The 12,816-nt window shown below is 69.3% G+C and carries 10 protein-coding genes; 5 read left to right on the forward strand and 5 right to left on the reverse strand.

The annotated features are described in order from the left end of the window. Positions 1-44: 44 nt before the first annotated feature. Positions 45-2,303: a phosphoenolpyruvate--protein phosphotransferase gene (gene ptsP, locus A4249_RS14485; RefSeq protein ID WP_369814640.1), complete on the reverse strand. Its 2,259-nt coding sequence runs from the start codon at positions 2,301-2,303 to the stop codon at positions 45-47. 62 nt (positions 2,304-2,365) lie between these two features. Beyond that, the gene (locus A4249_RS14490; protein WP_066553906.1) at positions 2,366-3,640 is read right to left on the reverse strand and encodes an aspartate kinase; all 1,275 of its coding nucleotides are present in this window, start codon (positions 3,638-3,640) and stop codon (positions 2,366-2,368) included. A gap of 56 nt (positions 3,641-3,696) precedes the next feature. Here A4249_RS14490 and ubiG point away from each other — a divergent pair, with 56 nt between their 5' ends. Further along, positions 3,697-4,512: a bifunctional 2-polyprenyl-6-hydroxyphenol methylase/3-demethylubiquinol 3-O-methyltransferase UbiG gene (ubiG, locus tag A4249_RS14495; RefSeq protein ID WP_156494726.1), complete on the forward strand. Its 816-nt coding sequence runs from the start codon at positions 3,697-3,699 to the stop codon at positions 4,510-4,512. Positions 4,513-4,697: 185 nt separating this feature from the next. On the opposite strand, the gene A4249_RS14500 is transcribed toward ubiG, so the two are convergent. Beyond that, positions 4,698-6,749: an OPT family oligopeptide transporter gene (locus A4249_RS14500; RefSeq protein WP_066553907.1), complete on the reverse strand. Its 2,052-nt coding sequence runs from the start codon at positions 6,747-6,749 to the stop codon at positions 4,698-4,700. Positions 6,750-6,871: 122 nt separating this feature from the next. Between A4249_RS14500 and mutM the strand changes: the two genes are divergently transcribed. Genes mutM through A4249_RS14520 form a run of 4 tightly spaced genes read left to right on the forward strand, consistent with a single transcriptional unit; the run spans position 6,872 to position 9,999 of the window. After that, positions 6,872-7,750 carry a bifunctional DNA-formamidopyrimidine glycosylase/DNA-(apurinic or apyrimidinic site) lyase gene (mutM, locus tag A4249_RS14505; protein WP_066553910.1) on the forward strand — a complete coding sequence of 293 codons (879 nt, stop codon included), beginning with the start codon at positions 6,872-6,874 and terminating at the stop codon, positions 7,748-7,750. 18 nt (positions 7,751-7,768) lie between these two features. After that, complete coding sequence (locus tag A4249_RS14510) at positions 7,769-8,212, forward strand: hypothetical protein (protein WP_066553914.1); 444 nt, start codon at positions 7,769-7,771, stop codon at positions 8,210-8,212. 59 nt (positions 8,213-8,271) lie between these two features. Continuing rightward, positions 8,272-9,060: an enoyl-CoA hydratase-related protein gene (locus A4249_RS14515; RefSeq protein WP_066553915.1), complete on the forward strand. Its 789-nt coding sequence runs from the start codon at positions 8,272-8,274 to the stop codon at positions 9,058-9,060. Positions 9,061-9,108: 48 nt separating this feature from the next. Then, positions 9,109-9,999, forward strand: coding sequence for an alpha/beta fold hydrolase (locus A4249_RS14520; protein WP_066553918.1), 891 nt, complete (start codon positions 9,109-9,111; stop codon positions 9,997-9,999). Between the two features lie 3 nt (positions 10,000-10,002). On the opposite strand, the gene A4249_RS14525 is transcribed toward A4249_RS14520, so the two are convergent. Together A4249_RS14525 and A4249_RS14530 are read right to left on the reverse strand one after the other, a co-directional pair. Next, the gene (locus tag A4249_RS14525) at positions 10,003-12,177 is read right to left on the reverse strand and encodes a protein-disulfide reductase DsbD family protein (RefSeq protein ID WP_231868720.1); all 2,175 of its coding nucleotides are present in this window, start codon (positions 12,175-12,177) and stop codon (positions 10,003-10,005) included. A gap of 85 nt (positions 12,178-12,262) precedes the next feature. Then, positions 12,263-12,703, reverse strand: a complete 441-nt coding sequence (locus tag A4249_RS14530) for an OmpA family protein (protein ID WP_197458404.1) — start codon at positions 12,701-12,703, stop codon at positions 12,263-12,265. Positions 12,704-12,816: the final 113 nt, after the last annotated feature.

A 12,816-nucleotide genomic window follows, 5' to 3' on the forward strand; every position in this document is an offset into this window, starting at 1 on the left:
GCGCGCCGACCAGCAACGCCGCCCGTGCGTCCAGACGGCTGCGATCAGACGGCGACGTTCAGCTTGCGCGCCAGGGATTCGATCTCGTTTCGGACCGAGCCGGTGGACAGGTTCAGCAGATTGGCCATGCCGCGCCGGGCCGCATTCAGGTCCGCCGACAGGATCATCCGCTTGACCGGCCCGACACCGCCCGCCGGCGCCGACAGTCGGGTGAAGCCCAGCACGATCAGGGCGAAGGCCTCCAGCGGCCGCCCCGCCAGTTCGCCGCAGATCGAGACCGGCGTGCCGGTGTCGGCGCAGGCCTTCTGGATGGTCTGGAGCGCCCGCAGGGTCGGCGGCGACAGCGGGTCGTAGCGATCCGACACCAGCGGATTGGTCCGGTCGGCCGCGTACATGTACTGGAACAGGTCGTTGGTGCCGATGGAGACGAAATCCGTCAGCGGCAACAGGGCGTCCAGATGCCACAGCAGGGACGGGCATTCGACCATCGCCCCGACGCGCAGCAGGGCGGGCAAGGCGCGCCCGCGACGCCGCGCCCAGGCGCATTCGATATCCACCAGCTCTCGCGCGGCCCGGAACTCGTCCACCGTGGCGATCATCGGGAACATGACGCGCAGTTCGCGCCCGGCCCCCGCCGCCAGCAGCGCCCGCAGCTGCATCCGCAGCAGCGACGGCCGATCCAGGCCCAAACGGATGGCGCGGCGGCCCAGCGCGGGGTTCTCTTCGCGCTCGGCCTCCAGATAGGGCAGGACCTTGTCGCCGCCGATATCCAGGGTGCGGAAGGTGACGGGTTTATCGCCCGCCGCATCCAGCACCAGCTTGTAGAGCGCCGTCTGGGCGTCCAGCCGGGGCAGTTCGTCCGAGACCATGAACTGAAACTCGGTGCGGAACAGGCCGATGCCCTCGGCGCCGGTCTCGATCATGTTTTCCAGATCGACCGCCAGGCCGGCATTGGTCAGGACCGTGATCCGCTGCCCGTCCAGGGTCACGGCCGGCACGTCGCGCAGCTGGGCGAATTCGGCCTGGCGCTGTTCGCGCACGGCCATGCGCGACTGCACCGCCTCCAGCATATCGGGGCGGGGGCGCAGATAGGTCTCGCCGGTCTCGCCGTCGGCGATGACCATGTCGCCTTCCGACAGCCGGTCGCGCAGGCCCATCAGACGGCCGACGCACGGAATCTGCAGCGCGCGCGCGACGATGGCGGCGTGGCTGGCGGCCGAGCCCTCTTCCAGCAACAGCCCCTTCAGCTTGTCGCGCGGATATTCCAGCAGGTCGGCGGGGCCCAGGTTTCGCGCCACCAGTATGGCGTCGTCGGGCAGTTCGCGCTCGCCCGGCTTGTCGCCCGCCAGCACCCGCAGCAGCCGGTTGGCCAGGTCCTCGAAGTCGTGCAGTCGTTCGCGGATATAGGGGTCGCGCGCCTGGGCGAAGCGGGCGCGGTGTTCGTTCCTGACCCGGTCCACCGCCGCCTCGGCCGTCAGACCGTTCCTCACCGCCTCTTCCAGCGACCGGTTCCAGCCCCGGTCGTCGGCGAACATCCGATAGGTTTCCAGAACCTCGAACGACGGACCGGCCAGGCCCTGGCCCTTGTCCAGCATGACGTCCAGGCCGCTCTTCAGCGTGGCCAGCGCCAGCTTCAGCCGCGCCTCCTCCATCGCCGGGTCGTCGGATAGCAGGCGTTCGGGCGCCAGCGGCGCCTCGTGCAGAACCACATGGCCGAAAGCCAGGCCGTCGGCGAACTTCTGGCCTTTCAGCCGCTCGGGCCGGTGGGGCGCCAGCTCCACGTCGCGCAGCTCGTCCAGCGCCAGCAGTTCGCCCGACGACACAGTTTCGGACAGGACCATGGCGATAGTCTGGATGTCCTCGACCTCTTCCTCGTCATAGCGCCGCTCGGTGCGGTTCTGGACGACCAGGACGCCAATGGCCCGGCCGCCGCGCAGCAGCGGGGCGCCCAGGAAGGCGTGATAGGGGTCTTCGCCCGTCTCGGGGCGATAGGAGAAGGACGGGTGCGACGGGGCGTCCGACAGGCTGATGGGCTGGGCCATCCGCGCCACTTCGCCAACCAGGCCCTCGCCGGGCCGCAGCCGGGTGTTGTGCACGGCGTCGGGGTTCAGACCCTCGGTGGCGAACAGCTCGAGCTCGCCTGACGCGCGACGCAGATAGATGGAGCAGACCTCGGCGACCATCGACCGGGCGATGATCTTGACGACCATGTTCAGCCGGTCCTGCGCCGGCGTCGCGCCCGCGCCGGCCCCGCCCAGAGCCTCGCGGATCTGGCGCAGGAGGATCCGGGGTCCTCTGGTCATCGCGCCGCCTGCCGGCATCATGTCTCCCGCGCCCCGGCGCCTAGGCGCCTTCTGAAATCACCCTATACCGCGTCCAGCCCATATGCCGAATGCAGGGCGCGAACGGCCAGCTCGGCGTAGGCGGCGTCGATCAGTACGCTGATCTTGATCTCGGAGGTCGAGATCGCCTGGAACTTCACGCCCTTGTCGGCTAGGGCCTTGAACATGGTCTGGGCGACGCCCGCATGGCTGCGCATGCCGACGCCGACGACCGAGACCTTGGCCACGTCCTCGTCGACGCGGATTTCCTCGAAGCCGAGCTGCTCCTTGGCGGCGGTCATCAGGTCGGCTGCGCGCACGGCGTCGCGACGGCCGGTCGTGAAGGTCAGGTTGACCGTTCCGGCGGTGCGCGACTGGCTCTGCACGATCATGTCGACGTTGACGTTGGCCTCGGCCAGGCGTGTGAAGACGTCGGCGGGGGCGTCCACCCGGTCGGACAGGCCCAGCAGGGTGATGCGGGCCTCGTCACGGCTCATGGTCACACCGGACACGATACGTTTTTCCACGATCTCCTCCTCGTCGCAGATCAGGGTTCCACCCTTGTCGGGCATGACGCCATTCGCGTCGGGTTCGATAAAGCTTGAAAGGACGCGGACCGGCACCTGTTTAGCCATGGCCAGCTCGACCGAGCGGGTCTGCAGCACCTTGGCGCCCAAGGACGCCATTTCCAGCATCTCTTCGTAGGACACCTTGGCCAGGCGGCGCGCGCGGTTCTCGATGCGCGGGTCGGTCGTATAGACGCCGTCCACGTCGGTATAGATGTCGCAGGGGCAGCCCAGGGCCGCCGCCACGGCGACCGCCGAGGTGTCTGAACCGCCGCGCCCCAAGGTCGTGATCTTGCCGTCCGCCGTCACGCCCTGGAAGCCGGGTACGATGGCGATCTCGCCGCCGTCGACGGCGGCGCCCAGTTTTTCGCCAGGAATGTCGATGATGCGGGCGCGGGCGTGGGCGTCGTCGGTCAGGATCGGCACCTGCCAGCCCATCCACGAGCGGGCGTTGAAGCCCATGTTGCGCAGGGTCGCGGCCAACAGGCCCGAGGTCACCTGTTCGCCCGAGGCGACCACCACGTCATATTCGTCGTCGCTGAGCGGCAGGCCTGCAGCGGCCGGTCCGGCGCCGTCGGTCCAGGCGACGAGTTCATTGGTCTTGCCCGCCATGGCGGAGACGACGACGGCGACCTGTTTGCCCGCCGAGACTTCGGCCGCAACGATCCGCGCCGCACGGCGAATGCGTTCGAGGTCGCCCATCGAGGTGCCGCCGAACTTCATCACCAGTCGTGTCGTATCGGGCCGCGTCATCGTGGCGTTCCGCCCCCTGCTTGCGTGAAAGGGCGCGAAGGTTCATCCCTCGCGTCATGACCGCTTCTAACGGCGCCGCTCCGTCTCGCCTACCCCAACAGGGGCATGGTTTTTCGCAAAATTCGTCCGAAACGGCGTTCGGCGCATCGATCGACCCCGCCGACGTGGCGCGCTTCTCGGCCCAGGCGGCCGAATGGTGGGACGCGCATGGGCCGTTCGCGCCGCTGCACCGCTTCAACCCGGCGCGGCTGGCGCTGATCCGCGAACAGCTTTGCACGCGGTTGGGCCGCGATCCCAAGGCGCGGGCGCCCTTCGAAGGTCTGACCCTGCTGGACGTGGGGTGCGGCGGCGGACTGATCGCCGAGCCGATGCGGCGGATGGGCTTTGAGGTCACCGCCATCGACGCCTCTTCCGAGAACATCGGCACGGCCCGCGCCCACGCCGACATGGTCGGCCTGGATATCGCCTATCGCGCCGCCACGGTCGAACAGATTGAGGCGGAAGGGGCGGGGCCGTTCGACGTCGTCCTGACGATGGAGGTGATCGAACACGTCGCCGACCCTGAAGCCTTCGTGCGCGCCTGTTCGCGTCTGGTCCGGCCGGGCGGGGTGATGATGGTCGCCACCCTGAACCGCACGCTGAAGTCGCTGGCCCTGGGCAAGGTGGCGGCGGAATACATCCTGCGCTGGGTGCCGGCCGGCACCCACGACTGGCGCCAGTTCCTGAAGCCCGACGAAATCCGCACGATGCTGGCCGCAGAGCCAGTGACGGTCGAGGGCCCCTATGGCCTGAACTACGACCCGCTTCACGACCGATGGAGCCAGACCGACGATGCGGGCATCAACTATATGATGGTCGCGACGCGCGCCTGAGCCAGCTTTTCCCTCCCCGTTCCGGGGAGGGTGGTCGCGCTAGCGACCGGGTGGGGGCGGCCGGCAAGGCCGCACCTGTTCAACCTAAGACAGACTTGCGACGTGTCGCCCTGCCGCCCCCACCCGGCTTCGCCTTCGGCTCAGCCACCCTCCCCCGCAGGGGAGGGAGAGGCGCCAGTCCGCCCCTAGACCTTCGAAGCCCGGCTGCGCGTCCAGGCGTACAAGCCGAACACCGCGACGGCGAAGCCGACGATGCCCGCCAGCATGGCCGGCCAGGCCGAGCCTTCGGGCAGCATGGCGAAGGGCGCGTCGTCCTTGGTCGCCACGATGACGCCGGCGGTGAAGACGCCGAACAGGCTCTCGCCCACGATCAGGCCCGAGGCCAGCAGCACGCCCATCCGACGCGCCACGTCGGCGTAGCGGGTGGACGAGACCGCCTTGTCGTAGATCCAGCCGGCGACGGCGCCGATGACCAGCATGGTGGTGACCGCAGCCGGCAGATAGAAGCCGATGCCGACGGCCAGCGGCGGCAGCTTAACCTTGCCCTTGGTCGCCTTCGACACGACCGCGTCCAGCACGATGATGACCACGCCGATCGCCGCGCCCAGACCGATCAGGTCCCAGCGCAGGTCGCCGCCGATGACGCCGCGCGCCAGGGCCGAGATCAGGGTCGCCTGGGGCGCCGCCAGGGTCTTGGCGCCTTCCACGATGGCGGGCGGGCCGCCTTCGAAGCCGAAGGCCTGGTTCAGCAGGTTCAGGATGAACGGGATCACCAGGGCGCCGGCGCCGACGCCGACGATCAGCGCCACCTGCTGACGCCACGGCGTGGCCTCGACCAGCTGGCCGGTCTTCAGGTCCTGAAGGTTGTCATTGGCGATGACGGCGACGGCGAAGACCACCGCCGTCACGATCAGGGCGAAGGCGATGATCGACGGATCGGCCGGCACGCCCGCGATGGCCATGACGCCCAGCATCAACAGGGAGGCGATGACGATGGCCAGGATGCCGACGCCCGACACGGGGCTGTTCGACGAACCGATCAGACCGGCCATATAGCCGCAGATGGCCGCCACGGCGAAGCCGATCAACACCACATAGACCAGGCCGCCGATCACCAGCAGCGGCGTCGATCCCGCCAGGGCCGGGGCGCTCTGGGCGAACCAGGCCAGGAGGCCGGCGATGCCGACCAGGCAGGCGACCGAAACGCCGCCCACCAATTTAATGGGCAGGTCCTGCTCGGTGCGCTCAAGCACTTCGCCGTGGGCGCGTTTGGCGTTAGCGGCCAGCGCCGAGGTCAGGCCGCCGATCAGCGGACCGGCCAGTTTGATCAGGGTCCAGATGGCGGCGACGCCGATGACGCCGGCGCCCATGAACCGCACCTCGCGCGCCCAGACGGTGGTCGCCAGCTCCTCGGCCGGCGCGCCGGCGGGCAGGGTCGAGGCGATCGACGGAATGCCGTGCGCCGTCAACCAGGCGATGGTGTCCGGGCTGGTCAGGATCGGCACGGCGATGGCCCAGGCCAGGACCAGGCCGAACAGCTGCGCCAGACCGACCGTCAGGCCGATCAGGTGACCGGCGCCCAGCAAGGCGAACTGCATGCCGAAGCCCATGCCCGTGGCCCCGCCGCCCAGCGCGGCCGGCAGCTTGAAGAACTTGGCCGCTTCGCCCGCAAAGACCCGACCCGCGACCAGCAGGGCGTAGCCTGACGACACCACGGCGCCGGCGACGACGACCCACAGGCCCGACTTGTTCTCGCGCACCGCGCTTTCGGTCTGTTCGGCGCCGCGCGACCCGACCTTCAGCACCTCGGCGGCGGCGACGCCTTCGGGGTAGGGCAGGCCGCCGTTGACGACCAGCGCCCGGCGCAGCGGGATCGAGAAGGTCACGCCCAGCACGCCGCCCAGGATGCAGATCGCCACCGACTGCCAGAACGGAAACTCCAGCCACCAGCCGATCATCACCAGGCCCGGCAGGACGAAGATGATCGAACTCATGGCCCCACCGACCGAGGCCACGGTCTGGACGGTCATATTCTCCCAGATGGTCGAGGTGCGGAACGCCCGCAGCACCGCCATCGAGATCACCGCCGCCGGAATGGCCGAGGCGAAGGTCAGGCCGACCAGCAGGCCCAGATAGGTGTTGGCGGCGGTGAAGATCACCGCCAGCAGGCAGCCCAGCACCAGGGCGCGGAGCGTCAGTTCTAGCCGACCTTTGGGGGCGGCGGCGGCGTCTGTCATATGCGAAGGTCCCACGTTTGCGCGGACGTAAGCGCATTCTGTCGCAGGCGGCAACTGGTCGCGGTCAGATGCGGGCGCCCCCGCCGCTTGGCCCCGCGACCCGGACGGGCTAGGACCGGGCCATGCCCGAACTTCCCGAGGTCGAAACCGTCCGACGCGGCCTGACGCCTGTGCTGGAGGGCGCGCGGCTGTCGCGGGTCCGGATCAACCGGCTCGACCTGCGATTTCCCTTCCCCGAGCGTTTCGTCGAACGGCTGGAGGGGGCGACGGTGATGCGGATAGACCGGCGGGCCAAATATCTGCTGATGCCGTTGTCCACCGGCGAGACCTGGATCACCCATCTGGGCATGACCGGCCGCTTCACTCTGGACGGAACCCTGCTGGGCGAGTTCGAGGAGGCCGCGCCCATCGCCGGCAAGCACGAACATTTCAGCGCCTGCGCCATCCGCGATGGGGCGGCGACCCGCATCGGATACGCCGACGCGCGCCGGTTCGGCTTCATGGGCCTGATCTCCAGCGATCAGGTCGAAACCCATCCCTGGTTCGCCGGCCTGGGGCCCGAACCGCTGGGCAACGGCTTCTCCGGCGCCCATCTGGTCGAGGCCTTCGCGGGCAAGAAACAGAACATCAAGGTCAGTCTGCTGGACCAGTGGATCGTCGCCGGCCTGGGCAATATCTATGTCTGCGAGGCCCTGTACCGCGCCCGCATCTCGCCCCTGGTCGCGGCCGGATCGGTGTCGAAGGCGCGGCTGGAGCGTCTGGCGACCGAGGTTCGTAACGTCCTGAACGACGCCATCGCGGCGGGCGGCTCGACCCTGCGCGACTTCGCCAACGCCGAGGGCGGCCAGGGCTATTTTCAGCACCGGTTCGACGTCTATGGCCGCGAGGGCGAGCCGTGCCGAGGAAACGGGGGGCGGGGCGACAAATGCACCGGCGTCGTCGCCCGCATCGTCCAGGGCGGCCGTTCCACCTTCTACTGCCCCTCCTGCCAGAAGCGATAAGCCTTCGAGGTCCGACCCATGCGCAAAATCCACCTGTGGATCAGTCTGATCGTCGGCGTCCTGGTCTGGGGCGCCTATTTCGTCCACTTCGTCCAGGGTTTGCGGGCTGGCGACCTCGGCGACCTGATCTGGTGGTTCGTCGCCGCCCTGGTCGTCGCCGCCGTCGCCGAGGCCGCCGCCACCGGCCTGATCGCCCGTCTGTTCCGCCGCCGCGCCCGCGTGCTGGACGAGGGGCCGACGCTTCAGGCGGCCTTGAAGGCGGGTCACGTCGCCCTGATGCTGCTGGTCGGCCTGGTGCTGATCTCGGCGCTGATCCTGGCCCTGTCGTCCGTCTTCGGCTGGACGCTGGACCTGTCGGGCGCGCAGGGTCAGGTGATCGCCGCCAATCTTCTGCTGGGCATGGTCGTCGTGGTCGAACTGGCGCGCGCCGCCCTGACCCTGGCGCTGATGCCCCGACGATAGCGCCTGCGCTAGCGGGCCCCGCCTCGCGCCTGTATGACCGTCGTCAAAGGAGACCGACCATGGCCGACGCCTATGCCAACCTGCTGATCGAACGCCACGCCGACGGCTATGCGGTGGTGACCCTGAACCGGCCCGAGGCGCTGAACGCCCTGAACGCGGCCCTGTTCAAGGACCTCGCCGACTTCCTTGACAGCGTCGAACAGGACGACAGCGTGCGCTGCCTGATCCTGACCGGCTCGGGCGAAAAGGCCTTCGCCGCCGGCGCCGACATCAAGGAGATGGCGGACCAGACCTATGCCCAGATGTACACGGGCAACTATTTCGCCCTCGGCCACGACCGCATCACCCGGTTCAGAAAGCCGATCATCGCCGCGGTCAACGGCTTCGCTCTCGGCGGCGGCTGCGAACTGGCCATGCTGTGCGACTTCATCGCCGCTTCGGACAAGGCGAAGTTCGGCCAGCCGGAGATCAACCTGGGCGTCGCGCCGGGCATCGGCGGCTCCCAGCGCCTGACCCGTCTGGTGGGCAAGTCCAAGGCCATGGACATGGTCCTGACCGCCCGGATGATGGATGCGGCCGAGGCCGAGCGCGCCGGCCTTGCCTCGCGTGTCTTCCCGCACGACACCCTGCTGGATGAAACCCGCAAGATCGCCGCCAAGATCGCCTCGCAAAGCCCGCTGGCGATCATGGCCAACAAGGAGATGGTCAACGCCGCGCTGGAGACGACCCTGACCCAGGGCGTCCAGTTCGAACGCCGCCTGTTCCACTCTCTGTTCGCCTTCGAGGACCAGAAGGAGGGCATGTCCGCCTTCGTCGAAAAGCGCAAACCCGAGTTCAAGGGGCGATAGGTCGCAGGCGCGCGTCAACCGATCGCCGTGATCGGGCGTTAGGGGCGAATGATGATCCGCCTCCTCGCCTCGCTCCTTGCGACCCTGTTCGTTCTCGCCCCGGTCGCCGTTCAGGCGCAATCTCAGGCCTCGGCATTCAGCTCCAGCCGCATCATCGTCGAGACGCGCGGGCGGGGGCCGGACATCATCTTCATCCCCGGCCTGGGCTCGACCGGCTCGGCCTGGCGCTCGACGGCGGATCGGCTGGATGACCGCTACCGGGTGCATCTCGTCACCCTGCGCGGCTTTGGCGAGACGCAGATCGGCGACAATGTCAGCGGCGGTCTGGCCGGGCCGGCAGCCAGCGAGATCGAACGCTACATCCGCGAGCAGCGCATCGACCGGCCCGCCGTGATCGGCCATTCACTGGGCGGCCAGATCGCCCTGCGCGTTGCCGCCGACATGGGCGACCGGATCGGGCGCGTCATGGTGGTCGATTCCTCCCCCTTCTTCCCGTCCCTGATCGACGCGCGCACCACATCGGATCAGGTCGAGCCCCTGGCCCGGCTGGGCTATCAGGCCCTGCTCCTGTTCGGCGATCAGGCGCTGAAGTCCCAGGTCGCGGCCTTCGGCGTGGACATGGGTCTGGCCGGCGACATGGTGTTCCAGGGGCTGGGGCTTCAGGGCGGCGACCGGCGCGTCCTGGCCCAGGGTCTGTATGAGGCCCTGACCGTCGATCTGCGGCCCCGCCTGTCGCAGATCACCGCCCCGGTCACTGTCGTCTATGGCTGGACCCGCGATCCCGACGCGCCCCGCAACAGACTGGAGGGTCTGTATCGCTACGGATTCCAAGGCCTGGCGCGCACCGCCAGGTTCGAGCGGATCGAAGGCGCCGAGCACCAGGTGATGATCGAACAGCCGCAGCGGTTCCTGGCGGCGGTGCAGCGGTTCCTGAGCTGACGCTCAATCCTTCAGCGCATCCACGACCACGCCCTCGGTCAGCAGTTGCGGCAGGATTTCCGGCTCGGCCCGACCCGGTCGATACAGCAGATACAGGGGCACGCCCGATCGCCCATGCGCCTGAAGCTCACGCGTGATGGCGTCGTCGCGCCGGGTCCAGTCGCCGACCAGATAGGCGGCGTTCGCTTTGCGCATGGCTTCGGCGACGCGGGGCGAAGACAGGGCGGCGCGCTCGTTGATCTTGCAGGTCACGCACCAGTCGGCGGTCAGATTGACCAGCACGGGTCGCCCCGACGCGGTCGCTGCCTTCACCGCCGCCGTCGACCAGGGCTGGGCCGCCAGCGGGCCGCTGTCGCCTTGGGGCGCGGCGTCCGCATCCCGCGCTGCGCCGGCCGCAACGCCTGCCAGGCCTAGCGCCAGAACGCCGACGACGATCGCGCAGATCGTGGTCAGGATCGGCCGTTCATCACCCTGGCGCGCCGCTTGCGCCAGACCCGTCAGCCAGGCCGCCAGGGCCAGCAGCAGCGCCGCCGTCAGCAGCAGGCCCAAGGCGTCGACGCCGCCCTGTCGCGTGAACACCCACAGCAGCCACAGCGCCGCCCCATACATGGGAAAGGCCAGCAGACCCTTCAGCCGCTCCATCCAGACGCCCGGGCGTGGCAGGCGCGACAGCAGACCGGGCGACAGGGTGATCGCCAAATAGGGCAGGGCCAGACCCAGCCCCAGCATCAGGAACACGGCCAGCGCCATCGGCCAGGCCAGGACCAGGGCCGCGCCGAGCGCCACGGCCATGAAGGGCGCGGTGCAGGGCGCGGCGACGACCACGGCCAGAACGCCGGTGAAGAAGGCGCCCGCCGAACCGGGCAGGCGCGACAGGGGGCCGGACCCCGCGTTCTGCAATCCGGCGCCGACATGGAAGACGCCTGACAGGTTCAACCCGACCAGCAGCATGACCAGGGCCAGGGCCGCGACCACGCCCGGCGACTGGAGCTGGAAGCCCCAGCCGATCGCCTGACCCGCCGCCCTCAGCGCCAGCAGAACGCCGGCCAGAACCAGAAAACTGACCAGCACCCCGGCGGTGAAGGCCAGGCCGTCGCGCCGCGCCCGCGCCGGATCATGCGCCGCCGCCGACAGCGACGCCGCCTTCATCGCCAGAACCGGGAAGACGCACGGCATCAGGTTCAGCACCAGCCCGCCCAGCAGCGCCAGGCCCAGGGCCTGAAGGAAGACCAGAGCGCCGGTCTTCGCCAGAGTCTTTGTGGCGTCGTCCAGCGGCTTGAGCGCCGCGCCGCCTTGGGCGCCCGCCAGAGGCGCGCCCGGCTCCGCCGTGATCTCCCACGCGCCCTTGTCAGTCGCCAGGACGCCGGTCAGCGCCGTCTGCGCTGCATCCTTGCCGGCCGTCAGCGTCAGCGTCAGGCCATTGGGCCCCCGCTGGCCCGACTGGGCCGCCGCATGGTCGATCCGCCCGCCGTCGAAAGGATAGAAATAGACTTGGCTGATGTCGGCGCCCGCCTGGTCGCCAGATAGCGGCCCGCCGGTGGCGGTCAGGATCAGCTGGCCGCCCTGACGCGTGACGCGCGCCTCGATCCCGGCCGGTCGCGGCGCGGTTTCGACCAGCCGCTCGATCTCTTCACCCCAAGGTTTGGCCAGGGGCGCTGCGCCCTCGCGCACCGGCAGGGCCAGCGACAGGGTCATCGGCTCGGGCACGCACATCTGATCGCTGCACACCAGAAACAGCACATCCGTCGTCAGAGTCAGCACTTCGCCCGGCCGCGCCGTCGGCGGCACATGGATCGGCACGGGCAAGAGCACCGCGCCCGAATAGCCATAGTTCATCAGGCTCATCAGCCGCTGGCGGCTGGGCAGGGGCCACAGGATCGGATCGGCGGTTACCCCGGCGGGCAGGGTCCAGATCAGGCTGGTCGCGCCGCCGCTGTCGCCGGGATTGCGCCAATAGGTGTGCCAGTCGGGCGCGATCTTCTGGCGCACCGCCACCACGGTCGTCGAACCGGGCGCGACCCATTGCGACATCGGGACCAGTTCGGCCTCGATCCGCTCGGTCCGCTGCGGTCCGAAGGCGACGACGCCCGTGGGCTGGCTCTGCACCGGCTGGGCGACGGTCGCCGAAACGCCCGTCAAACTGAACAGCAGGCCGAGGAGAAGAGCGAAGAGGCGCAAACGCGTGTTCCGGCAGGCGAGGGGAGCGCCGCAACCTAATGCGTCACGCGTCCCCGCGCCATCGCTGCGCCCGCCCCCGCGTCGATCAGCGCGGATAGGCCTCGTAGATCACTTCCGCGCGGCGACGCAGCGGTTCGTCATTGCCGGCTGCGGTCGTGGCACCCGCGTCGCCTGCGGCGTTCAGCTCGAAGATCGGCGCCGGCATGCCCGCTTGGGTCAGCGCCTCGACCACCGTCCGCGCGCGCCGCTGCGACAGGTTCAGATTGGCTTCGGGCGTTCCCGTGGCGTCGGCCAGGCCAACCACGCGCACCTTGCGCACGTCGCAATCCTTGGCCTTCGTGGCCGCCGCCTTCAGCACCATCGCCGCCGGCTCGGTCAGTCGCGCCTGATTCTCCAGGAAGTAGATATCGAAACGCCCCGGCGCGCACAGCGATTCGCCCACCACCAGCGCCTCGCGCTTGGGCATCGGCGCGCACGCCGCCAGCACACCCACGGCCGCCACAGCCAGACCCATCAATCGCTTCATCTCAGCCCTCCTCCGGCTCGGCCGGCCCATTACGCAAAAGAGGCGGCCCGTCGTCCGACAGGCCGCCTCTTTAACCTAGCGCCGGTCGCGGACCTTCGCGACCGGCATTTGAT

Source organism: Brevundimonas sp. GW460-12-10-14-LB2, assembly GCF_001636925.1.
Taxonomy (GTDB): Bacteria; Pseudomonadota; Alphaproteobacteria; order Caulobacterales; family Caulobacteraceae; genus Brevundimonas; species Brevundimonas vesicularis.

What these genes read in the sequence shown, in the direction of transcription:
- ptsP (WP_369814640.1), bottom strand. Translation starts at nt 2,303, where the DNA reads ATGACCAGAGGACCCCGGATCCTCCTGCGCCAGATCCGCGAGGCTCTG.
- A4249_RS14490 (WP_066553906.1), bottom strand. Translation starts at nt 3,640, where the DNA reads ATGACGCGGCCCGATACGACACGACTGGTGATGAAGTTCGGCGGCACC.
- ubiG (WP_156494726.1), top strand. Translation starts at nt 3,697, where the DNA reads ATGACCGCTTCTAACGGCGCCGCTCCGTCTCGCCTACCCCAACAGGGG.
- A4249_RS14500 (WP_066553907.1), bottom strand. Translation starts at nt 6,749, where the DNA reads ATGACAGACGCCGCCGCCGCCCCCAAAGGTCGGCTAGAACTGACGCTC.
- mutM (WP_066553910.1), top strand. Translation starts at nt 6,872, where the DNA reads ATGCCCGAACTTCCCGAGGTCGAAACCGTCCGACGCGGCCTGACGCCT.
- A4249_RS14510 (WP_066553914.1), top strand. Translation starts at nt 7,769, where the DNA reads ATGCGCAAAATCCACCTGTGGATCAGTCTGATCGTCGGCGTCCTGGTC.
- A4249_RS14515 (WP_066553915.1), top strand. Translation starts at nt 8,272, where the DNA reads ATGGCCGACGCCTATGCCAACCTGCTGATCGAACGCCACGCCGACGGC.
- A4249_RS14520 (WP_066553918.1), top strand. Translation starts at nt 9,109, where the DNA reads ATGATGATCCGCCTCCTCGCCTCGCTCCTTGCGACCCTGTTCGTTCTC.
- A4249_RS14530 (WP_197458404.1), bottom strand. Translation starts at nt 12,703, where the DNA reads ATGAAGCGATTGATGGGTCTGGCTGTGGCGGCCGTGGGTGTGCTGGCG.